Annotated in this window: 18 protein-coding genes; 4 read left to right on the forward strand and 14 right to left on the reverse strand. The window is 71.3% G+C overall.

Annotated features, from left to right (window positions below; all coding sequences use genetic code 11):
- Position 1: 1 nt before the first annotated feature.
- The 5 genes from MMA15_RS09065 to MMA15_RS09085 form a co-directional block, all read right to left on the reverse strand.
- Positions 2 to 871: a carbohydrate ABC transporter permease gene (locus MMA15_RS09065; protein WP_241058611.1), complete on the reverse strand. Its 870-nt coding sequence runs from the start codon at positions 869 to 871 to the stop codon at positions 2 to 4.
- Positions 868 to 1,842, reverse strand: a complete 975-nt coding sequence (locus tag MMA15_RS09070; RefSeq protein ID WP_241058612.1) for a carbohydrate ABC transporter permease — start codon at positions 1,840 to 1,842, stop codon at positions 868 to 870. Before MMA15_RS09070 ends, MMA15_RS09065 begins: the two co-directional genes overlap by 4 nt.
- Positions 1,839 to 3,113 carry an extracellular solute-binding protein gene (locus MMA15_RS09075; RefSeq protein WP_372498329.1) on the reverse strand — a complete coding sequence of 425 codons (1,275 nt, stop codon included), beginning with the start codon at positions 3,111 to 3,113 and terminating at the stop codon, positions 1,839 to 1,841. Before MMA15_RS09075 ends, MMA15_RS09070 begins: the two co-directional genes overlap by 4 nt.
- Positions 3,114 to 3,713: 600 nt before the next feature.
- Positions 3,714 to 4,010 (reverse strand): DUF3039 domain-containing protein, encoded by a 297-nt coding sequence (locus tag MMA15_RS09080; RefSeq protein ID WP_241058613.1) that lies wholly within the window; start codon positions 4,008 to 4,010, stop codon positions 3,714 to 3,716.
- Positions 4,011 to 4,021: 11 nt separating this feature from the next.
- The gene (locus MMA15_RS09085; protein ID WP_241058614.1) at positions 4,022 to 4,705 is read right to left on the reverse strand and encodes a YqgE/AlgH family protein; all 684 of its coding nucleotides are present in this window, start codon (positions 4,703 to 4,705) and stop codon (positions 4,022 to 4,024) included.
- Between the two features lie 366 nt (positions 4,706 to 5,071).
- Between MMA15_RS09085 and murA the strand changes: the two genes are divergently transcribed.
- Positions 5,072 to 6,391 (forward strand): UDP-N-acetylglucosamine 1-carboxyvinyltransferase, encoded by a 1,320-nt coding sequence (murA, locus tag MMA15_RS09090; protein WP_241058615.1) that lies wholly within the window; start codon positions 5,072 to 5,074, stop codon positions 6,389 to 6,391.
- A gap of 144 nt (positions 6,392 to 6,535) precedes the next feature.
- Here the strand turns inward: murA and MMA15_RS09095 are convergent, their stop codons facing one another.
- Both MMA15_RS09095 and MMA15_RS09100 read right to left on the reverse strand, forming a co-directional pair.
- Positions 6,536 to 6,817 carry an HU family DNA-binding protein gene (locus tag MMA15_RS09095; protein WP_028433116.1) on the reverse strand — a complete coding sequence of 94 codons (282 nt, stop codon included), beginning with the start codon at positions 6,815 to 6,817 and terminating at the stop codon, positions 6,536 to 6,538.
- Between the two features lie 543 nt (positions 6,818 to 7,360).
- Complete coding sequence (locus MMA15_RS09100) at positions 7,361 to 8,833, reverse strand: NAD-dependent malic enzyme (protein ID WP_241058616.1); 1,473 nt, start codon at positions 8,831 to 8,833, stop codon at positions 7,361 to 7,363.
- Positions 8,834 to 9,151: 318 nt separating this feature from the next.
- Between MMA15_RS09100 and MMA15_RS09105 the strand changes: the two genes are divergently transcribed.
- The gene (locus MMA15_RS09105; RefSeq protein WP_169133158.1) at positions 9,152 to 9,358 is read left to right on the forward strand and encodes a cold-shock protein; all 207 of its coding nucleotides are present in this window, start codon (positions 9,152 to 9,154) and stop codon (positions 9,356 to 9,358) included.
- A 229-nt stretch (positions 9,359 to 9,587) separates the two neighbouring features.
- On the opposite strand, the gene MMA15_RS09110 is transcribed toward MMA15_RS09105, so the two are convergent.
- From MMA15_RS09110 to MMA15_RS09135, 6 genes are all read right to left on the reverse strand, one after another.
- Positions 9,588 to 12,047, reverse strand: a complete 2,460-nt coding sequence (locus MMA15_RS09110; RefSeq protein WP_241058617.1) for a UvrD-helicase domain-containing protein — start codon at positions 12,045 to 12,047, stop codon at positions 9,588 to 9,590.
- Positions 12,048 to 12,488: 441 nt separating this feature from the next.
- Positions 12,489 to 13,742, reverse strand: a complete 1,254-nt coding sequence (locus tag MMA15_RS09115) for a uroporphyrinogen-III synthase (protein WP_241058618.1) — start codon at positions 13,740 to 13,742, stop codon at positions 12,489 to 12,491.
- A gap of 87 nt (positions 13,743 to 13,829) precedes the next feature.
- Positions 13,830 to 15,251: a nitrate/nitrite transporter gene (locus MMA15_RS09120; protein WP_241058619.1), complete on the reverse strand. Its 1,422-nt coding sequence runs from the start codon at positions 15,249 to 15,251 to the stop codon at positions 13,830 to 13,832.
- Positions 15,252 to 15,349: 98 nt separating this feature from the next.
- Positions 15,350 to 16,699 (reverse strand): acyltransferase family protein, encoded by a 1,350-nt coding sequence (locus tag MMA15_RS09125; protein WP_241058620.1) that lies wholly within the window; start codon positions 16,697 to 16,699, stop codon positions 15,350 to 15,352.
- The gene (locus MMA15_RS09130) at positions 16,696 to 18,963 is read right to left on the reverse strand and encodes a bifunctional polysaccharide deacetylase/glycosyltransferase family 2 protein (RefSeq protein WP_241063103.1); all 2,268 of its coding nucleotides are present in this window, start codon (positions 18,961 to 18,963) and stop codon (positions 16,696 to 16,698) included. Before MMA15_RS09130 ends, MMA15_RS09125 begins: the two co-directional genes overlap by 4 nt.
- A gap of 101 nt (positions 18,964 to 19,064) precedes the next feature.
- Complete coding sequence (locus MMA15_RS09135; RefSeq protein WP_241058621.1) at positions 19,065 to 19,736, reverse strand: hypothetical protein; 672 nt, start codon at positions 19,734 to 19,736, stop codon at positions 19,065 to 19,067.
- Between the two features lie 370 nt (positions 19,737 to 20,106).
- Between MMA15_RS09135 and MMA15_RS09140 the strand changes: the two genes are divergently transcribed.
- Positions 20,107 to 20,703 (forward strand): chloramphenicol phosphotransferase CPT family protein, encoded by a 597-nt coding sequence (locus MMA15_RS09140; protein WP_241058622.1) that lies wholly within the window; start codon positions 20,107 to 20,109, stop codon positions 20,701 to 20,703.
- 46 nt (positions 20,704 to 20,749) lie between these two features.
- On the opposite strand, the gene MMA15_RS09145 is transcribed toward MMA15_RS09140, so the two are convergent.
- Positions 20,750 to 21,676, reverse strand: a complete 927-nt coding sequence (locus tag MMA15_RS09145; protein WP_241058623.1) for a phosphotransferase family protein — start codon at positions 21,674 to 21,676, stop codon at positions 20,750 to 20,752.
- Between the two features lie 435 nt (positions 21,677 to 22,111).
- On the opposite strand from MMA15_RS09145, the gene MMA15_RS09150 reads away from it, so the two are divergent.
- A complete protein-coding gene (locus MMA15_RS09150) occupies positions 22,112 to 22,381 on the forward strand; it encodes a hypothetical protein (protein ID WP_372498213.1) in 270 nt (89 codons plus the stop codon).
- Positions 22,382 to 22,395 lie beyond the last annotated feature (14 nt).

Genomic DNA, 22,395 nt, shown 5'->3' on the forward strand with positions numbered 1-22,395 from the left:
GTCAGTCCTTCACCGCGCCCCCGAGCCCGGCCACCAGCCGCCGCTGCACGAGGACGAAGAAGACCAGCACGGGCAGGGTCATCACCGTCGAGGCGGCCATCACCCCGCCCCAGTCGGGGGTTTCGGTGTCGAAGAAGACCAGCAGCGCCATGGGAAGGGTCGAGTTCTCGGTGGCGGAGATGATGAACGACTTGGCGAAGAGGAAGTCGTTCCACGTCGAGATGAACGAGAAGACGCTGGTGGCCACGAGCCCGGGAAACACCAGCGGGAAGAGAATCCGCCACAGGAACCGCGCACGTCCCGCTCCGTCGATCGCGGCCTGTTCCTCCAGCTCCTCCGGGACCGCCTTCACAAAGCCCCTCAGCATCCACACCGCGAACGGCAGCGAGAACGCCAGATGCGGAAGCACCAGCGACACAAGGGAGTTGAGGGCGCCGATATCCCGCATGAGGAAGAACATCGGAATGGTCAGCGCCTCCACGGGCACCATCTGCGCCACGAGGAAAAGGATCAGCAGCGTCGTACGGAAACGGAAACGGAAACGCGTCACCGCCGTCGCCGCGAGAAACGCGATGAGGGCGGAGGCGACGACCACCGTGCCCGCGACCAGCAGGCTGTTGAGGAAGTAGCGGCCGAAGTCCCGCTGCCCGAAGACCCGTTGGAAGGCGTCGAGGGACGGATTCAGCGTCCATGGAACGGGGTGCGCGGAGCGTACTTCCCCGGCCGGTTTGAACGCCGAAAGCACCATCCAGTACAGGGGAAAGGCCACCACGAGCGCGACGCCCACCGCCGTCGTCTCCGCCGCGGCACGCCACACCTTCGCAGTCGCCCTTACGGGCCGTCTCGCGCGTACCGCGACCGCGGATCTCACAGCTCCTCGCCCCTCCTCCTCATCAGCCGGAGATACAGCACCGTGACGGCGAGAAGTACGAGCAGCGTCACGACACCGATCGCCGCTCCGAGGCTGTACTGCGAGGACGCGAACGCCTTCTGGTACGCGTACACATTGAGCACGAGATTCTGCCCCGCGACTCCGCCGCCGCCCGTCATCACATAGATCTGCGTGAAGATCTTGAAGTCCCAGATCACCGACTGGACCGTCACGACGAGCAGTACGGGCCGCAGCATCGGCGCCGTCACACTGCGCCAAGTGCGCCACTGCGACGCCCCGTCGAGCGCGGCGGCCTCCAGCACCTCCTGCGGTACGGCCCTGATCCCCGCGTACACCGTGACCATCACCAGCGGGAACGAGCACCACACCACTTCGAGGAAGACCAGCGCGAAGGCGCTCATGCGGCCGTACGTCCAGGAGAAGTCACCGAGTCCCAGCACCCTGTTGACGGGCCCGAAGTCGGCGTCGAAGAGGAACAGCCAGACCGTGGAGCCGGTGACGGCGGGCGTCGCCCACGCCCCCAGCGCCGCCAGCGAAAGCAGCAGCCGCGGCAGCGCCCTGACGCGGGTGAGCAGCACCGCCAGCGAACAGCCGGTGGCGAGGGTGCCCACCACGCAGGCGGCGGCGAAGAGCACCGTCGCCAGCAGCACCTGCCGGAACATGCCGTCGGAGAAGAGCCTCGCGTAGTTGCCCAGTCCCTGGAAGGACGTCGGCCTGCCGCCGCTGACCTGGGCCTGGGTGTATTCGAGCAGCGAGATCAGGCCGAGCTGGTAGACGGGGTAGGCCAGCAGCCCAGCGAGCACCAGCAGCGCCGGAGCCAGACAGAGCCAGGGGGTCCGGCTCCCTTGCCGCACGGGCCTGTCGGGCCCTGCGCGGGCACGGCCGCCCCTGACCCCACGCGTGCGGGACTGGGCCGGTCCCGGCCGCCGGGCGGGCGCGAACGCGCTCACTTCGCGAACGCCTCGTCCATCTTCCGCGCGGCCTCCGCCGCGGCCTCGTGCACGCTCCGCTTCCCCGCGGCGATCTGCTGGAACATCGCAGGCAGCACCTGCCCGGCGTCTATCTCCGCCCATGCGGGGGTCGCTGGCACGAACTCCGTTCCGGCATCGAGTGTTTCGACGAACGGCTCGGCGAACTGCTCCTTCTCGGCGGCCTGTTCACGTGTGTCGGTGAACGTCGGCAGAAAGCCCATGGCGTCGAAGAGCCGCCGCTGCGTGGACTTCCCGGCCAGCTCCCGCATCAGCGCCACGGCCAGCGTGCGGTGCGAAGTGCTCTTCACCACACCGATGTTGTTGCCGCCGGCGAAGGCGGGCGCGATGCTGCCCCGCTCGACGCCGGGGAGCGGTACGACGTCGTAGTCGTCCCCGGCCTTGCCGTCCTCGACGGCACGCCGGTTGAAGTCTCCGGCGACGACCATCGCGGCCTTGCCCGCCGCGAAGGACTCGACCGCCTCGTTGCCGCCCATCTGCGCGCACTTCGCGGCCGGGCAGTTGTCGTCGCCGAACAGGTCCGTGTAGGCGGCGATTCCGCGCTCGGCCCGAGCGCCGTCGATGCGGGACGTGAACGTTCCGTCCCGCTTCCTCCCGGCGAGCGAGCCGCCGTGCGCCCAGATGAACGGCATGGCGCCGTACGTGTAGGCACCGCCCACGGCCAGGCCGTGCATGCCGGGCCGCTTCGCCCGTATCTTCCGTGCGGCGGCGGCGACTTCGCCGAGCGTACGGGGCACCTCGATGCCGAGGTCCTTGAGGACGCCGGTGCGGTAGTACAGCGCACGCACGCCCACGAACAGCGGCGCGCCGTAGATCCGCCCGTCCACCGTCACCGACCTCTTCGCCGTCGGGTCGATGTCGCGCGTCTGCGGCCAGTCGGCGAACTCGTCGCTCACATCGGCCAGTCCGCCGCTCTCCACATATCCGGCGGTGTCCGTGTTGCCGTACTCGATGACGTCGGGCGCGGACGAAGGGTCGTTGAAGGCGCCCTTGATCCGCTCGGCGCGGCTGTCGACGGGGATGTACTGCACATCGACCCGCACGCCCCTGTGCTGCTTCTCGAACTTCCGCACCACACCGTCGACTACGCGCTCCTTGGGCCCGTTGCCGACCTCGCGGAAGAGCCAGACCCGCAGCGTGCCGCTCTTGTCGTCCTTCTGCGGCGTGCCGCCGGACGTGGACGGCGCACAACCCGACAGCAGCGTGCCCGTCAGCGCGAGTGCCGGCGCCAGCGCCGACGCCGAAGCGAGTGGCGTTCTGCGTACGGCAGTTCGTACGGCGAGTACGGCGAGTACGGCATGTGCGGCAGCAGTTCGTACGGCCGACTTCACGGCGAACCCCCAACCCTCCCAGGGCGTTGCAGAGTTCGCAACGCAAGTTCCGCATCGCACAACCGCTAGGAGATTACGAGCCCCCGCCACGTCCGGCAATAGGTCTCGACCAATCCTTCCCGGGTGTGTGCCGCGAACCACCACGTGCGCCTTGGAGCATTCGGAGGGGCACACCGGCCCGGCGCCCGCCCCAGTTCAATGCGAAGCGCCCCGCCCGTCCCGGTGAGGGGACGGACGGGGCGCGACATGAGCCTTGCACGGTGTACCACCGGGGCACCGGCGGAAGGAGACGGAACGCAGCCGGAGCGGAGCGTAAGGAGGACGGGCGAAGAGGAACGAGAGCCCGTGACAGCCGGGCCTAGCGGTCGGCCGGGGCCACCGGGTCGGGCGCAGCCTCCCGGACGTCAACGCCCCGAACGGTCAAGCGACCCGGGCGACTTCACCGCCCGGACCCAGCTCCGCTCACGGCAGTCTCTACGGCGATCCGCGCGAAGCGCGCGGCTACTTGCCGCCGCCCTTGCCGTCCTTGCCGCCGCCCTTGTCACCGCCGGAACTCATCGTCTCGTAGATCTCTTTGCACATGGGACAGACCGGGTACTTCTTCGGGTCACGCCCTGGCACCCAGACCTTGCCGCAGAGCGCCACGACGGGAGTCCCGTCCATGGCGCTCGCCATGATCTTGTCCTTCTGGACGTAATGGGCGAACCGTTCGTGGTCGCCGTCTCCATGCGAAGTCTGCGGCGTCGGTTCGACGAGGGTGCCGGTGCCCGTACCGCGCTCAGGCTCAACAGTGCTCATGCGGACCAAGCCTAATTCAGCGACGCATCGTCCGGGTACGTGGCCACCATCGCCAGTTCGTTGCGCTGGCGCCGCAGCACGGACCGCCACAGACGCTCGGGCGAGGGGGACGAGACGTCGCCCGGCTCGGACTCCACGACGTACCACGCGCCCTCGGACAGCTCCTTCTCAAGCTGCCCCGGACCCCACCCGGCGTATCCGGCGAAGATCCGCAGCGAGCCCAGCTCGGCGGCGAGCAGCTCCGGCGGCGCCTCCAGGTCGACAAGGCCGATCGCGCCGTGCACACGGCGCCAGCCCAGCGGCCCGTCATGGGCCTCGTCGTCGTCCTCGCGCTCCTCGCGTCCCTCGTGCTCGCCGTCGCGGCGGTCCGCGGACACCCCGGCACCGTCCCGTACCGCGCCACGGTCCGCCGTGGCACGCCTGCCGCCCTGCGACGCGGGTACGACGGCCACGCCGAGCGCCGCGTCGAGCGAGACCGGCCCGCCCTGGAAGACCACGCCGGGCTCTCCGGCGAGCGACGCCCAGGGCTCCAGGATGTCGCCTACGTCCACGGGCGTCGGGCGGTTGAGCACCACACCGAGCGACCCCTCCGCGTCGTGGTCGAGCAGCAGCACCACGGCCCGGTCGAAGTTCGGGTCAGCCAGCACCGGAGTGGCGACCAGCAGCCGCCCGGTGAGCGAAGACACCTCGGTCATAGGCCAATGATCCCGCACCTGCGGCCTCCGTGTGCGCCAACGGCCGGATCGGTCCGCTTCGACCCGGCGTACGCCCAGGTCACCACGTATGCACGGAATCTGAGCGCACCGGCTGCGAACTCCCCGCGAGCCCCCCGCACGACCCGCACCGCGCCCGCAACTCCGCTCACGCAACGGCACATTCACGTCACGCAACGTGACAGTTCTTCCGCATTCCGTCATCGCTCGCCCCACGGCACTTACGCGGGGGTGCGCCGGGACCATTACGATTGTCCTTCGTCCTTGCCCAAGAATCCTCCAGGGCTTCCGAGGCGCACCAAGCCTCAAGTCATCTGCCCCGAACCGTCTTCAGGAACGCGGAGATCCATGACCGACGACGTCCTGCTCGTCCACGGCGGCACCCCGCTCGATGGCGAGATCCGTGTCCGTGGCGCCAAGAACCTCGTTCCGAAGGCGATGGTCGCAGCGCTGCTGGGAAGCGAGCCGAGCCGGCTGCGCAACGTCCCCGACATCCGCGACGTGCGCGTCGTGCGGGGCCTTCTGGAACTGCACGGCACGACCGTGACCTCCGGCGAGGAGACGGGCGAGCTGGTGCTCGACCCGTCCCACGTGGAGAGCGCCAACGTCGCCGACATCGACGCGCACGCGGGCTCCTCCCGCATCCCCATCCTCTTCTGCGGCCCGCTGCTGCACCGCCTGGGGCACGCCTTCATCCCCGGCCTCGGCGGCTGCGACATCGGCGGCCGTCCCGTCGACTTCCACTTCGACGTGCTGCGCCAGTTCGGCGCGACGATCGAGAAACGAGCCGACGGCCAGTATCTGGAGGCCCCGCAGCGGCTGCGCGGCACGAAGATCCGGCTGCCGTACCCGTCCGTCGGCTCCACCGAGCAGGTGCTGCTCACGGCCGTGCTCGCCGAGGGCTCCACCGAGCTGAGCAACGCCGCCGTCGAGCCCGAGATCGAAGACCTCATCTGCGTGCTCCAGAAGATGGGCGCGATCATCTCGATGGACACCGACCGCACGATCCGCATCACCGGCGTCGACAAGCTCGGCGGCTACACCCACAGCGCGCTCCCAGACCGCCTGGAGGCGGCCTCCTGGGCGAGCGCGGCGCTCGCGACGGAGGGCAGCGTCTTCGTCAGGGGCGCGAGCCAGCGCGAGATGATGACCTTCCTCAACACCTTCCGCAAGGTCGGCGGCGCCTTCGAAGTCCTCGACGAGGGAATCAGGTTCTGGCACCCGGGCGGCCCCCTGAAGTCCATCGCGCTGGAGACGGACGTACACCCCGGCTTCCAGACCGACTGGCAGCAGCCGCTCGTCGTCGCCCTCACCCAGGCCACGGGGCTGTCCATCGTCCACGAGACGGTCTACGAGTCCCGCCTCGGCTTCACCTCCGCGCTGAACCAGATGGGCGCCCACATCCAACTCTACCGCGAGTGCCTCGGCGGCTCCGCCTGCCGCTTCGGGCAGCGCAACTTCCTGCACTCCGCGGTGGTTTCGGGCCCGACGAAGCTCCAGGGCTCGGACCTGATCATCCCCGACCTGCGCGGCGGCTTCTCGTATCTGATCGCGGCACTGGCCGCACAGGGCACCTCCCGCGTACACGGCATCGACCTGATCAACCGCGGCTACGAGAACTTCATGAACAAGCTCGCAGAACTGGGCGCCAAGGCCGAACGGCCCTGAGCCGTCAGGTCTCAGCTCCCAGGCGAGTGTCGTGAGAATCACGTGCTCCAGGACGCACGAAGGGCGGTCACCCCCTGCGGGGTGACCGCCCTCGTCGTGTGTGGCCCGGAGCGGCCGGCAGCCGTTCCCGGCCCCGTGGGCCGCTTACTTGCCCTTGGCGGATTCCTTGAGCTTCGAGCCGGCCGACACCTTCACGCTGTACCCGGCCGGAATCTCGATCGGGTCTCCGGTCTGCGGGTTCCGCGCGGTACGGGCCGCACGGTGCGTGCGCTCGAAGGTGAGGAAACCGGGGATGGTGACCTTCTCGTCGCCCTTGGAGACGACCTCGCCGACGGTCTCGGCGAGGGCGGCCAGAACGGCGTCGGCGTCCTTACGGGTCACCTCGGCGCGCTCGGAGAGAGCGGCCACCAGCTCACTGCGGTTCATAACTCGTTACTCCCGTGTTCTTCTTGCCGATGAGGCGTGAGATCGAAGCCGATGCTGCCAGGGCCCTCGGACAGTCCCCTGACCAGGGTCTGCTTTTGAGACCCTCCCGCCCCTTGGGGAATCCCCAGGACGAAGTCCCCTGGAGACGAATCCTGCCCCTACGTGCGGCGGGAAAGCCAATCCGGAACGTACTGACAACTGCGGAGTCACACGAGCGGCGGCGACGGGCCGCGCTGTGCTGACGCCCCACAGGCTTGTGTCTGCCGCAACCCTAGAGGGGGCTCCGTGACCCCGCACCTCGCGACGCGCCGTGCCACCACGCGGTGAGCGGCCGGTTCCCGGGCCACTTCGGACATGAACTCACCGGGCCGCGTGTACCCCCCGCGCCGCGCGCGAACCGCCGCCGTGCGGCCCGTGGGCCGGTACGCCGCACGCCGGGAAGTGACGCACGGCACGTCGGGAAGTGACGCACGGGACGTCAGGGAGTGACGCGTTGCACGTCGGGGAGGCGGCGCGGGCCGCGCCTGGACGGTGCGGGCGTGCTCACTCCGCGGTGGCCTCCGCCGCCGAGGCGGCAGCGGCCGTGGTCGCGGGCACGTGCGCGGTGACGGCCTCGCCCGCAGCGCGTGCCGCGTCCCGCACGGCGCCTGCCACGGCCCCGGAGACCTTCTCGTTGAAGACGCTGGGGATGATGTAGTTCGGGTTCAGCTCGTCGACGAGCACCACGTCGGCGAGCGCGCGGGCGGCGGCCAGCATCATCTCGTCGTTGACGGAACGCGATTGGGCGTCCAGCAGGCCACGGAAGACGCCCGGGAAGACCAGCACGTTGTTGATCTGGTTCGGGAAGTCGGAGCGGCCCGTGGCCACGACGGCAGCCGTCTCGCGGGCGACCGCGGGGTCGACCTCCGGGTCCGGGTTGGCGAGCGCGAATACGATCGCGCCCTCCGCCATGCGCGCCACGTCTGTGCCGTTGAGCACATTCGGCGCGGAGACTCCGATGAAGACGTCGCTGCCGGCCACGGCGTCCTTCAAAGTGCCGGTGACGCCTTCGGAGTTGGTGTTGTCGGCGATCCAGCGCAGCGGTGAGCCCTCGGCCTCGCCGACGAGGTCCTCGCGCCCGTCGTGCACCACACCGTGGATGTCGGCGACGATCGCGTGCTTGACGCCTGCCTCGAGCAGCAGCTTCAGAATGGCCGTGCCGGCGGCTCCCGCCCCGGACATCACCACGCGGATGTCCTCGATGCGCTTGTCGACGACGCGCAGCGCGTTGTAAAGCGCGGCGAGCACGACGATGGCCGTGCCGTGCTGGTCGTCGTGGAAGACGGGGATGTCGACGAGTTCACGCAGCCGAGCCTCGATCTCGAAGCAGCGCGGTGCGGAGATGTCCTCCAGGTTGATGCCGGCGAAGCCCGGGGCGATCGACCGCACGATCTCCACGATCGTGTCCGTGTCCTGGGTGTCCAGGCAGATCGGCCATGCGTCGATCCCGGCGAAGCGTTTGAAGAGGGCCGCCTTGCCCTCCATCACGGGCAGCGCGGCCTGGGGCCCGATGTTGCCGAGGCCCAGTACGGCAGAGCCGTCGGTGACCACGGCGACGCTGTTCCGCTTGATCGTCAACCGCCGTGCGTCCTCGGGGTGTTCGGCGATCTGCGTGCACACGCGGGCCACGCCGGGCGTGTAGACCATGGAGAGATCGTCGCGGTTGCGAATGGGGTGCTTCGACGACATCTCGATCTTGCCGCCGAGGTGCATCAGGAACGTACGGTCGGAGACCTTGCCGAGCACCACGCCCTCGATGCCGCGCAGCTCGGCCACGATCTCGTCGGCGTGCGCGGTGGACGACGCGGCGATCGTGACGTCGATACGGAGCCGCTCGTGCCCGGAGGCGGTGACATCGAGGCCGGTGACCGAACCGCCCGACGACTCCACGACCGTGGTGATCTGGCTGACCGCCGTCCCTCCCGCGGGGACCTCCAGGCGGACAGTCATCGAGTAGGAGACGCTGGGCGCGCTCATTGCCGACTTCCCTCTGCTTTCCCTTGACGCGTGGTGCCGCACCGGACCGAGGCGCCGAAGTATCGGTGTCCAGGGGTGGGGCGCGTCAACAGATCGTCCCACCTACCCTCCGGTACGAGGTAACCCGTGAACCAGCGGGGGCTCTCAGTGCGGAAAGAGCCTTCCACAGTACGAGATACCGATGCTCGGAGCGCCTCCGCCCCCCGCCTTCTGGGCACCGGCGCGAAACTCTGTGTCTACGCCCCAAATCACTTCAAAGCGCCCCATCTCAGCCTAGGATCGGCCCGCAAACCCCATATGCATACAGGGAGACCAGGAATGGCTCAGGGCACCGTCAAGTGGTTCAACGCCGAGAAGGGCTACGGCTTCATCGCCCAGGAGAACGGCGGACCGGACGTCTTCGTCCACTACAGCTCGATCCACGGAGAGGGCTACCGCAGCCTTCAGGACACCCAGCGGGTCGAGTTCGAGATCGCGGAGGGCCGCAAGGGCCCGCAGGCGGAAGGGGTCCGCATCATCGGCTGAAGGCCGGAGACGCGAACCCCTGCGCGGAGCTTCCGTGAAGCGGAAGCTCGGGAAGTCTTTGGTGACACCGACCCGCCAGCTCGCCTCGCGGCAAGTGGTCGCTCGAAGCGACAATGGTTGGGCCCGGGGGCATGGATCGGGCCGGTGCCACATCCAGGCTAACAAACAGCCTCTGGAAGGGATTCCCTTCCTCGGCGGCAAGTCACCTCGGCGGTCCGCCGCCCTTCCGTCAGTCTCTGAGCAGCTCCGGAACGCCGTCCGCGTCCGGCAGATCCAGCTCCCCGGACAGCACCGTCAGCCGCTGCGTCGCCCGAGTCAGAGCCACGTACAACACCCGTAGTCCGGCCGTCGCCGGGCCGCCGGTGCCCGGGCCGCCGGGGCCTTCCTCAGCGTCTCCCCCGGTGCTCGAACCGGCGCCGCCGCGGCCGGTGCCCGCGATCTCCGCCGGTGACACCACGAGTGTCGCGTCGTACTCAAGTCCCTTGGCCTCAAGGCTTCCCAGGGCCACCACGCGGTCCCCGAGCCCGGCCAGCCAGCGCCGCGCCTCCTCCCTGCGGTGCATCGCCACTACGACCCCCACGGTGCCGTCCACCTCGGCCAGTGCGCGCTGCGCCTCGTCCCGTACTGCCGCGCCCAACTCGCCCTCCACGGCGGTGAATCGGGGACGCAGGCCCGTCGAACGCACTGCCTTCGGGGGTGCCATGCCGGGCATCGCGAGGGCCAGTGCGCGGTCGGCGAGCTCCGCGATCTCCGCGGGGTTGCGGTAGTTGACGGTCAGTTCGAAGCGGCGGCGGGAGCGGGCGCCGAGGGCGTCGGCGCGCGCCTCGTCGGCCTCGCGGGTGTCGGGCCAGGAACTCTGGGCCGGGTCGCCGACGACCGTCCAGGTGGCGTGCCTGCCGCGGCGGCCGACCATGCGCCACTGCATGGGCGTCAGATCCTGCGCCTCGTCGACGATGACGTGCGCGTAGTCGGTGCGCTCCTCGGTGTGGCGTTCCGCGCGCTCGCGGCGGGCCGTGGGGTCGCGGTCGGCCGCCGTCGTCAACTCGTCCAGGCCGGTGAGCTGTTCGAGCACTTCCGCGGGCGACGGCTCCGACTCGCGGCGCGTCGGCCTGGGCGGCGGGCCGAGCAGCACGCGCAGCTCGTCGAGGAGCGCCACGTCGTGTACGGACAGCGGGCCCTCGCCGTCGTCGCCCAGGCGGCGCAGGGACTCGGCGACGGCGGTCACCTCGCCGCGCTCCATAAGGCGGCGGCCCCGGGTGCGTGCGCCGTCGCGGCCCTGGCCGCCCGGCCTGCCCGGCCGTGTGCGGCCCTGCCGGACGGGAACCCCCGCGGCGCGGGCGAGTGCCGCCTCGTCGGCGAGCGACGCCAGCACCCTGCGCGGTGTCAGCTCCGGCCACCACGCGTCGAGGAAGGCCGTGAACTCGTCCTCGGCGGAGATGTCGTCGTCGAAGCCCTCGCGTGCCTCGGCGGCCAGCTCCGGGTCGGTGTAGCGGCGGCCCGCGCCGGACTTCTCCCAGAGGGCGTCCAGCAGGAACCTCCGTGCGCGGGGCCGCATCAGGTTGACGGGGGCGGTGCCGCCGAGCACCTGGCGGCGCACCTGGCGCAGTTCGGCGGCGTCCAGCTCGACCCGGTTGCGGAACGCCACGACGCGCAGCGAGTCGGGCACCTCGCCGGCGTCGAGCGCCGTACGGGCCGCGCGTTGCAGCACCTTCGCCATGCGCGGCGAGCCCTTGACGCGGGCGACGTGCTGCTCGTCGTAGGCGGTGGCCTCGGCGCCCTCGACGAGCGAGCCGAGGGCGCGGACGGCGACCTGCCCCTCCTCGCCGAGCGAGGGCAGCACGCCTTCGGTGTACGAGACGAGCAGCGGCGTGGGGCTTACGACGAGGATGCCGCCCGCGTAGCGCCGCCGGTCCTGGTAGAGGAGGTAGGCGGCGCGGTGCAGCGCCACGGCGGTCTTGCCCGTGCCGGGACCGCCCTCGACCTCCGTGACGGACGCGGCGGGCGCACGGATCACCAGATCCTGTTCGGCCTGGATGGAGGAGACGATGTCGCGCATCGCATGGCCGCGGGCACGCCCGAGCGCCGCCATCAGGGCGCCGTCGCCGGTGACGGCCAGCTCCTCGCCGCCGAGGCGTGCGGTGACCTCGGGGCGCAGCAGGTCGTCCTCGACGCCGAGGACCTTGCGGCCCTTGCTGCGGATGACCCGGCGTCGTACGACCCGTCCGGGGGCGACCGGCGTCGCACGGTAGAACGGCGCCGCGGCGGGCGCCCGCCAGTCGATGACGAGCGGGGTGTAGTCGGCGTCGAGCACGCCCATGCGGCCCACGTGCAGGGTCTCGGCGATGTCGGCGGTGCCGTCGGGGCGTACGGCGCCCTCGGCGGGCTCCACGGACGTGTACGCACCGTCGGGGCCACGCTCGGCGTCCGCGCCGGGCAGCAGGTCGATGCGGCCGAAGAGGAAGTCCTCGAACTCGCGGTTCAGCCGGTTGAGATGGACGCCCGCGCGGAAGACCTGGGCGTCGCGCTCCGCGAGCGCGCCCGGGGTGCCGACCTGGGCCCGCTTCGAGGCGTCGTCCATCAGGAACTCGGCTTCGTGGATCTTCTCCTCGAGCCGGCGGTACACCCCGTCCAGGTGGTGCTGTTCCTCGCGGATCTCCCGGTCACGGACGGAGTCGTGCTGCGCTGCCAAGGACGCGGCCCCCTTCTGCTGGTTCAGGCCCCTGCCGGCCCGGGGCGGGGAAGCGAGACGGGTGAGGACGGAAGGAGCGTAACGGGACGGATGAGAACCGGTGGGAACGGGAGGACCGACGCAGGAGCCGCCGCCCGCCGCCCTGGGGTCCGCCGCCGTCCGCCGGGCCTCACACCGGTGTTCCGCCGGTGTTCGCCGGTGTCCGTCACGCGCTCTCAGGTTCGCCCAAGGGCAGCCGTCAACCGTACGCGAACGACGGTGCCCCGTGCATCCGCGCGGAGCCGCCAGGGCGGCCGGTGGCCGGGGGTGACCGGTGACCGGGGGGTGACGGGCGGGACAGGGCACGCGTCCGTGCCCCGCGTCCCCGGCGGCCCGCCGGGCGTTACGCCCAGCAGCACGTCAGGCGATCGCGCTCAGGCGATCGCGCTCAGGCGATCGCGCTCAGGCGTCCGTGCCCGCGTCGTACTTGCCGCTCTCCGGGGCCGCGTCGAGGGCCAGCCGATAGCCCCGCTTGACCACGGTCTGGATCAGCTTCGCGTCGCCCAGCGCCGCCCTGAGCCGTGCCATGGCGGTCTCCACGGCGTGCTCGTCGCTGCCGGGTCCCGGGAGGGCGCGCAGCAGCTCGGCCCGTGAGACCACCCAGCCGGGACGCCTCGCCAGTGCCCGCAGCAGAGCCATCCCCGCGGGCTGCACCGTACGCAGCTCGCCGTCGACGACCGCACCGCTACCGCGAATCGCCACGCGGCGACCCGCCACGGGCAGCGTGCGGGCCCTCTCCGGCAGCCGCGTGCAGAGGAGTTGTACGAGGGGGCCGAGGCGGAAGCGTTCCGGCTGCGCGGTCGGCACGCCTTCGTTCTCCAGCGGCGCCGCCGTCACGGGGCCCACGCAGGCCGCGAGCACGTCCGTGCGCATGGCTCCCAGCAGCTCCTCCCTTACGCCGCGGCGGTCCGCGCGCTCCAGCAGGGACGCGGCGGCGGGCGCGCTGGTGAAGGTGAGGGCGTCGACGCCGCGGGCGAGCGTCGCGTCGATGAGCCGGTCGACGGGGGCGATGTCCTCGGGGGGCATCCAGCGGTAGACGGGCACGCCGACGACCTCCGCGCCCGCCGCGCGCAGCGACTCGACGAAACCCGGCAGCGGCTCGCCGTGGAGCTGGAGTGCGATGCGGTGGCCGTCGACGCCCTGTGCGAGCAGCCGGTCCAGTACCTCCGCCATCGACTCGGACTCCGGCGACCAGGTCTCCTTCAGTCCCGCCGCGCGGATGGCGCCGCGTACCTTCGGGCCGCGCGCAAGCACCTCCACGTCGGCCAGGCGCTTGAGCAGTTCCGAGCCGAGGCCCCAGCCCTCGGCGGCCTCGACCCAGCCGCGGAAGCCGATGGCCGTCGTGGCGATCACGGTGTCGGGGGCGTGTGCCACCAACGCCCTGGTGGCGTCGAGGAGTTCGGTGTCGTCCGCGAGGGGGACGATGCGCAGCGCGGGGGCGTGCAGCACGCTCGCGCCGCGGCGTTCCAGCAGGGCGCCCAGTTCCTCGGCGCGGCGGGCCGCGGTGACGCCCACGGTGAATCCGGCGAGCGGCTTCAACTGCCGCTCGCCGTCCCGGTGACCGCCCCGCTTGTTCAGCGCGCCGCGACCGTCGCGGGCACGCGCGTCCTCCGCGTGCCCGTCCCGCCGGTCCGTCGCCTCGTCGTGCTCCCGCATGTCTTTCGCGCTCCGCCTTTGCTCGTACGAAGTACCGAGCCTGTCAACGGCGGATGACGGGCTCGGTACTCCGGGGTTTCCCGGCTGTTACGCCGGTGCCGGTACCGGTGCGGACGGGCGCCGCAGATAGACGGCCCAGGTCACCGCACAGCACACCGCGTAGAAGCCGAGGAAGGTCAGATAGGCCGCCGTCCCCGTACCCACCGTCTCAAACGACTGCCGGAAGGCGAGATTGATGCCCAGCCCGCCGAGCGCACCGACCGCGCCGATCAGGCCCATCGCCGCGCCCGAGCGCCGCCGTCCGACGGCGGCTGCGTCCTCGGCGGCGCCGTCACGGCCGTCGCCGACGGGACTGCCGCCGCCCGCCAGTGCCCTGGCGTGGAAGATCGCCGGGATCATCTTGTACGTGGAGCCGTTGCCCAGGCCGCTCAGCACGAACAGCGCGGTGAATCCCGCGAGGAAGAACGGCAGCGACTCCCGCAGCGAGGCAGCCACGACCACGAGCGTCGCCGCGCCCATCGCCGCGAAGTTCCACAGCGTGATCCGCGCACCGCCGAAGCGGTCCGCGAGCTGCCCGCCCACCGGCCGCACCAGGGACCCCAGCAGCGGCCCGAGGAAGGTGAGCGACGCGGCTTCGAGCGGCGTACGCGCGAACTGCGTCTGAAGCACCAGCCCGAAGGCGAAGCTGTAGCCGATGAACGAGCCGAACGTCCCGATGTAGAGGAACGACATGATCCAGGTGTGCGGATCGCGCAGTGCCTCGCGGGCGGCGCCTGTGTCGTTGCGTACGGGCGCCAGGTTGTCCATCCAGCGTGCGGAGCAGACGGCGGCGGCCACGATCAGCGGGACGTAGATTCCCAGCAGTACGCGGGGATGCCCGGCCCCCGCGGCGGCGATCACCCCGAGCCCCGCGAGCTGGACGACGGGCACGCCGATGTTGCCTCCGCCCGCGTTGACGCCGAGGGCCCAGCCCTTGCGGCGCAGCGGGAAGAAGGAGTTGATGTTGGTCATGGACGAGGCGAAGTTGCCGCCGCCGACGCCGGTGAGCAGCGCGACCGCCATGAACGTCGCGTAGGACGTGCCGGGTTCGGTCACCACGAGCGCAGCCACCGTGGGGATCAGCAGCAGACTCGCGCTGATCACCGTCCAGTTGCGGCCGCCGAAGCGTGCGACGGCGAAGGTGTACGGGACCCGGGCGACCGCCCCCACCAGCGTCGCCGCCGAGATCAGCAGGAACTTCCCCGCCGGGTCGATGCCGTACTCGGGCCCCATGAACAGCACCAGCACCGACCACAGCGTCCATACGGAGAAGCCGATGTGCTCGGAGAAGACGGACAGCAGGAGGTTGCGGTGGGCGACGCGCTCGCCGGTCTCGCGCCAGAAGGTCTCGTCCTCCGGGTCCCACTTCTCTATCCAGCGGCCCGTGCCGTGAGTGCGGCTTCCAGGTGGGCCGTTCTTCTGTGCGGCGTTCTTCTGTGCGCCGTCGGGCGCAGCGGTCGCAGCGGTCATGGCGCCTCGCCTCCACTCGTTCTCCGGTGCTGCGGCCGAAGCTAGGCGCGGCGCGTTTCACCGCCGTGCTGTGAGGTGTCGTACGGGAAACCTTGCGCTCACCTGGGGCGGTCGGCGCCGGTGAGAGGACCGCCGGGCGCCGCGGAGGCCGGTGCCGGTGCCGGTGCCGTTGCCGGTCTCGACGGTCCCCGTCCCCGTCCCGGTCCCGGCAGCCCGGGCGCCGTCTTCGTACGGGGCCACAGCCGCGCCCGGCGCCTCGCGGCGATGTCCTCGGCCCAGCCGAACACCGCGATCAGCAGCCCCACCAGCGGCCACACGGCCAGGAACATCAGCACGTCGTACCAGCTCTCCAGCGCTCCCGACAGGCTCGCCGAGTCGCCGACGACCGGGATGCGCCACAGCAGGTCCAGCAGCGGCACCGTGGCGATCAGCGCGGGCTGATGCCACAGATAGAGCGTCACGGCACGGGAGTTGGCGAGCGTGACGGGACGCTCCAGAGCCCGCAGCGGTCCCGGCAGCCGATGCCACGAAGGGCTGACGCGCAGCAGCACCGCGCAGAACCCGAACGACCACAGGGCCTGTGCGAGCGGGATGCCGTTGAGGTCGAGGCCGTCCTCGCCGGGGTGTCCGCTCGCCCACCACAGACCCGCCGCCATCGCCACGGGTGCCGCGAGAGCCACCGCGTAGCCGGGTATGCGCCGCAGCAGACCGTCGTGGTGGGCGAAGCCGAGGAGCCAGCACGAGCCGTAGACCGCGAAGTCCCCCAGGGCCTCGCCGAGTTCGCCGGGCACGGCTAGCCGGCCGGTGCCGAGGACCGCGGTGAGCGCCAGCGGCGCCAGCAGCGTCACCCATGGCAGTCGCCGGAAGGCACGCAGCAGCAGCGGCGAGGCCAGCACGAACCACAGATAGGTACGCAGGTACCACAGCGGACCGGCCGCCTCCAGCGCCCAACTGACGTCCAGCAGGCCGCCGTTGCTCCCGATCTCCTCCGGGTACGGCGGGCTGCCCAGCGGCACCAGCCAGCACAGCATCCGCAGCGGACCGCCTTCCGGCCCCTGCCACGGCCGCCAGCCCTGTACGGACAGCACGCTGAGCAGCACCGCGCCGTAGAGCCACAGCGGCAGCAGCAGGCGGCGGGCCCTGCCACGCAGCACGCCGAGGGCCGGGCGGGCGAGTGAGCGTGCCGTCAGGGACCCGGCGAGCGCGAACATCACGCCCATGGAAGGGAAGAGGAACGTCAGCCAGGCGAAGCCGAAGGTGTGGTAGACGACGACCCGCACCAGGGCGAGGGCGCGCAGCAGGTCGAGATAGCGGTCGCGTACGGGAGCCTTGGCGGATTCCCGTACGGACCCGGACGCCGACGACGGCACCGGCAGGGCCTCAGGCACAGGCGCGTGGCCGGTCACCGGCGCCGAAACCGGTCCGTCCGCACGGGAGTCGGCGCTCATCCGACGGCGCTCCTCTCCCGTGCGTGCTGCTCCCGAGCGTGCTGCTGCTCCCGCGCGTGCTGCCGAGCGTCCGGCACCACCGCGGACACGGTTCCTGCGGCGGGCGCCCGGCCCGGCGGCGCCGCGCTCAGCAGCCCCGTGCGCCGCAGCTTCTGCCAGCTCAGCCGCCCGCCCGTCAGAGCCGTGATCCACGACTGCATCAGCACCACATACATCAACTGCCGGTACAGAAGCTGCTGTAGGGGCAACGTCAGCAGCGGCGCCATCCGTTCGCGGTCCAGGCGGAACGCGTACGCCGCGCACGCGCCCTGCAACGCCAGCACCCCGAGCCATGCCGCCGCAGTGCGCAGCGTCGGCCCGAACACCAGCCCGTAGACGAGGAATACGTCGATCAGCGGCGCCAGCATCGGCGCGATCACCGTGAACATCGCCACCAGGGGCAGCCCGACACGGCCGAACCGCCCCGACGGGCCTCGTTCGAGCACCGCACGCCGGTGCTTCCAGATCGCCTGCATCGTGCCGTAGCTCCAGCGGTAGCGCTGCGACCAGAGCTGCCGCACGCTTCCCGGCGCCTCGGTCCAGGCCCGAGCACGCTCCTCGTACACGACCCGCCAGCCGTCGCGGTGCAGCGCCATGGTGACGTCGGTGTCCTCGGCGAGGGTGTCGTCGCTCATTCCGCCGACGCGCTCCAGCGCCTGGCGCCGGAAGGCGCCGACCGCACCGGGGATGGTGGGCATGCATCGCAGCACGTCGTACATGCGGCGGTCGAGGTTGAAGCCCATCACGTACTCGATGTGCTGCCACGCGCCGATCAGCCTGCCGCGGTTGCCGACCTTCGCGTTCCCGGCGACGGCGCCCACGCGCCCGTCCGCGAACGGCTGCACCAGCTCGCCGACGGTCGTGGGCTCGAAGACGGTGTCGCCGTCCATCATCACGATCAGGTCGTAACAGGCGTGCCGCAGGCCGTTGTTGAGAGCCGCCGCCTTGCCCGCGTTGGCCTGGCGCAGCACGCGCACGGCCGGCAGTCGCAGCGCTTCGACGATCTCGGCGGTGCCGTCCGTGGAACCGTCGTCGATCACGAGCACTTCCAGCGGATGGTCGCTCGCCGCGAGGGAGCGCACGGTGTTGGCGATGCACTCACGTTCGTTGTACGCGGGCACCAGCACGCTTACGGGCGCGGTCACCGCCGGGCGCCCGGAACCGGCGTCGTGGCCGCCCTCGGGTCCGTGCCCGTGCCGAGGTCGTACGCCTCGCCGTCGTACGCGCCGCCATCGCACGTCCAGGCGCCGTACGCGCCGCACATGGACCGTCGACAGCAGGAGCAGCGCCGCGAACCGCGCGGCGACCAGGACACCGGCCGCGATCAGCGCCACCACGAGCACGCCCATGACGCTCTCGGACACCCCGACCGCACCCACGAAGGCACTGCCCTTCCACAACTCCGGCCCATGCACCCTCTTATGGGGACCGGGAGCCCCCAACGCCTCGGTCAGACGCGGGAATTCATAACCACGCGCTCTCATCTCCGGGATCAGCCGGTCCAGCGCCGCGACCGTCTGCGAGCGGTCGCCGCCCGCGTCGTGCATCAGCACGACCGCCCCCTCGCCGGGCCGCCGTGGCTCGGCACGCCGCACGATCTCGTCGACTCCGGGACGTGCCCAGTCCCGGCTGTCGGTGTCGATGAACGCGGTGATGTAGCCGCGCCGGGCGACCTCGCGGACCACGGGCCACGACTTGTCGTCGAGCGCGTCGGCCGTCGAGGAGTACGGCGGCCGGAACAGTGACGTATGCACCCCTGCTGCGCCCGCCAACGCGAGCTGGCTCTGGGCGAGTTCACGCTCGATGCGGGATGTGGACTGGTAGGAGAGGTCGGGGTGGTTGAAGGTGTGCAGCCCCACCTCGTGGCCCTCCGCGACCATCCGCCGCACCAGTTCCGGGTGGCGGGCCGTCATGATGCCGGTGACGAAGAAGACGGCGTGTGCGCGGTGTTCGGCGAGCTTGTCGAGGATCTTCGGCGTCCACTCCGGGTCGGGACCGTCGTCGAAGGTCAGCACGAGCTTGCGGTCCGGTACGCGGTGCCCGACGGGCTGTTCGCCGCGTGCGTCGAGCACCGGCCCGCCGTCGAGCACCCGCTCCGGCACGGAATCGGTGGGCGCAGGCGGGCGCACCCGGTGGTCGGCGAGGAATTCGCTGTGCACGTAGCCGCGCAGCAGCAGCATCACCACGACGACGAGCAGCAGGACCGACGGCAGCAGATAACGCAGCGGCAGCCGGGGCCTCTTGGGCTGCCTGCGCCGCTTGAGCTGCTTGATCCCGTCGGTCTGCTCGCCCTGTCCGGTCGGCTTCAGGCCCGGCGAGGCGTCGTTCACTCCCGGCCTGCCGTCGCCGGGCCGGCGAGCTGATCGACGATCCGGTCCAGCAGTCCGCCCTGAGGCGAGGGCCCCGAGGAGGCCGTGGGCTCCGAGGTGGGTTCCGTACCGGGCTCCGTGGGAGCGCCGGTCGAGCCCGTGGCCACGCCGCCCGTCGGCTCGGCGGGCGGATTACCCGGCGTGGGCGTCGCACCGCCCGTTCCGCCGGTGGTGGTGCCGCCCTCGTTCCCGCGTGCCGGTGTCCTCTCGGGGTCCGATCCGGCGGACGCGCGGGCACCGGGTGCGGGCTGCGGCGACTTCCTCGGCACCCGCGCCTCGTCCACGAACCGGGTGACGGCCGCCGGGGCGGAGACGCCGGGAGCGGGCTCCCCCGAGCTACGGCCCGTCGCGGCTCCGGGCGTCGACTTCCCGTCGTCACCGGCCGGTTCGGGTACGACGCGCGCCGCACCGGAGCCGTCCCCCGAGCCCGGTATCAGCACACCCCAGGGCGCGTCGGAGTTGCCGCCGATCATGCTCACCGCCAGGACCAGTGCGTAACCGCCGCCCGCGGCCCCCAGTGCCCAGCCCAGGCGGCGCCACCTCCTGCGCCGCCCCCCACTGCTGTCCACGAAGACCGGGGACGCGGTACTGCCGCCGCCGTCCGGCCGCCCCTCAGAGTGTTCTGCCATGTTCACTTCGCGCCCTCCCCAACCTGGCGAGCACGCCCCCTCCTTGTTGAAGGAGAAAACGTATCGCAGTTGTGAAGATATAAAAGTGACTAATGTGCTTTTTTGCTTACTGATTGGACAGAGTTGTGACAAGCCGGTGACAGGCCGAACTCAACCCACGCGATCTTTCCGAGGGCCCGGCGCACCACGCCCCACTCGTCCGCGGGCTCCGCCGCGAACCGCAGCCCACGACCGCCAGGCGCCGACTCGCGTACGCCGTCCGGGACTTGAGGCCGCAACCGAGGCCGGGACTCGGCGCGCTCCCGGCCGCTGCCGCGCACGTCGCCCCGGCGCAGCCCGTCGCGATCGGGCGTCATGTGATCGTGTCCGTATGACGGCTGGCCGGATCATCTTCCTCAACGGCACCTCCAGTTCGGGCAAGTCGAGCATCGCCCGGGAGCTGCTCGGCATCCTCGACGACGGTGTCTTCTTCCATATGGCGGTTGACGGCTTCAACGCGATGCGCACGAAGCGGAGCCTGCCTCAGCAGGATCTCGACGCCGCTCTTCGGCGGACGAGGATGGGCTTTCACCGCTCGATCGCGGCCATGGCCGAGGCGGGCAACGACGTCGTCGTAGACCATGTGCTCAGCGAGCCATGGCGGCTGATCGACTGCCTGACCGTGCTGTGCCCTCAGGACGTGGTGTTCGTCGGCGTCCACTGCTCACGAGAGGAGCTGGCCCGGCGCGAAGAGGCTCGTGGCGATCGCCCCTCCGGCCTTGCGGCGCTTCAGTACGACGTGGTCCACCAGCATGGCGACTACGACTTCGAGTGCGACACCACTGCGAGGAGCCCGCGTGAATGTGCCGCGCTGATCAAGGAATTCCTCCCGCACCGGCCGCGGGAAACGGCCTTCACCCGCCTCCGCGCACGGTACTTGGCGGTCGACCGCAAGCCACCCGAGCCGGGCGACATGCCGTCCACGTAGGGAAGGACCCGCCGTTCACCGCCGCATCACCCGGCGAAACGGCGTCCTACGCGCCGACGGCCCCCAGACACCGGTCAGTCCACGCCGAATGCCGGCGGCGGAGTTCGCCGGGGGTGAGGTCGGTGCGGCCGAGGCCCGCGTAGTTGGGGACCCAGGTCTCCACGGAGCGGTGGGAGCGGGCGAGGGTGTAGAGGTCCCACAGCGGCTCGTCGGGCGACGAAACGCCGGACGCGTCCCGGTAGGCGGCGGAGAACGAGTCGGCGGCGGTGGTGCGGGCGCCGTGCAGCAGGGCGAGGTCGAGGCGGCACCAGCCGACGTCGAAGCCGCGGGGCGCCAGGCCCGCGCCGTCCCAGTCGATGACGCCGGTGAGCATGCCGTCGTGCCACAGCACGTTGCCCGACCAGTAGTCGTAGTGGGTCAGCACCCGCGGCTGCGCGGCGAGCCGTTCGGCATGTCCCTGCAACGCCGCCGCGGCCGGGCCCGTGCTGCTGCGGATCGCGGTCATGCCGTCCCGGAACCCGCTGAGCCGGGTGGCGGGGACGGCGTGGAGGCGGGCCAGTGCGTGCCCGAGGGCGGCAGCCGCCGCGTCCGGATCGTCGGGGGTGATGTCGGCCCGCCCCGGAAGCCGGGTGATCAAGACGGCGGGCATGCCGCAGTGTTCGCCGTGCGGATCGACGCCCAGCAGTCGCGGGGCGAAACCGTCGAGGCCGTCAAGCACCGCCAGGACCTTCGCCTCGCGGGCCGCCGAGTCGTCGCCGTGCGGGAAGCGCCGCAGCACGGCCTGCTGCTGCGTAACGACCGCCTCCAGCAGGTGAGTCGAGGCATGGCTCCCGCCGCTCAACGGGCGAACGGCGCGCACGGCGGCACCCGCTCCGGAGCCCAGGCATCGGGCGGCCCAGGCGAGCGTCCCGGCCGACGGATCGCCGCTGGGCTGCGGGCTGTCGTACGACGGTGGCTGCGAAGAGGTGGTCACGAAGCCACCTCAGCACGCTCCAACGGGCGGCGGCCAGCGATTTCCTGGGCGCAAGGGGCGCGCCGCGCGAGCCGGAAAACCGGTTGGCCCGGGGCCCGACGGCCAGGAGGCTCGCGCAATGCCCGACTCCGCCGTACCCCGCCGTGCACGGCACCATCGCCCCCCGTCCGGCGGCAGGACTCTTCTCGGGCTGACAGGCCACACGCTGATCGCACACACGACGGAGGACGAGGGGACCCGGCCGGGCGCCGGGCCCGTGCGTCGGCCGGGTCCGCGTACAAGCCCGCCTACGCGTAGGCCCGCACGTACGCGCACACGCCGACTCGCCCCGTACGCACGGCTGTTCACGGTGCCCGGGGCCCGCGCCTTCACGGCGGGCGCGGCGGCCTTGCTCATGGCCGGTACGGGGGCGCGGCCCCCGCGATGGTCACCGGCATGACGCTGATCCAGGGGACCGTTCCGGCGGCACGGCTGAACGAGGGCATGACCTTGGCCGTCACCGCTCTGCTGACGGGAATCGCGGCGGGGTCGGCCGCCGCGGGCTGGGCGGCGGAACATCTGCCGCATCCCGCCGCTTTCACGGTGCCGCCGGCTGCCGCGCTCCTCGCCGCCGCGGCGGCGTCGACGGCTGTCGTAGGGACCAAGTGGCGCCGCGGGCGGGCGAGTTCGGACACGGAGCGGGTACCGACACCGGACGCTCGGTAGTTGACCGCGCAATA

Source organism: Streptomyces marispadix (genome assembly GCF_022524345.1).
GTDB classification, from domain to species: domain Bacteria; phylum Actinomycetota; class Actinomycetes; order Streptomycetales; family Streptomycetaceae; genus Streptomyces; species Streptomyces marispadix.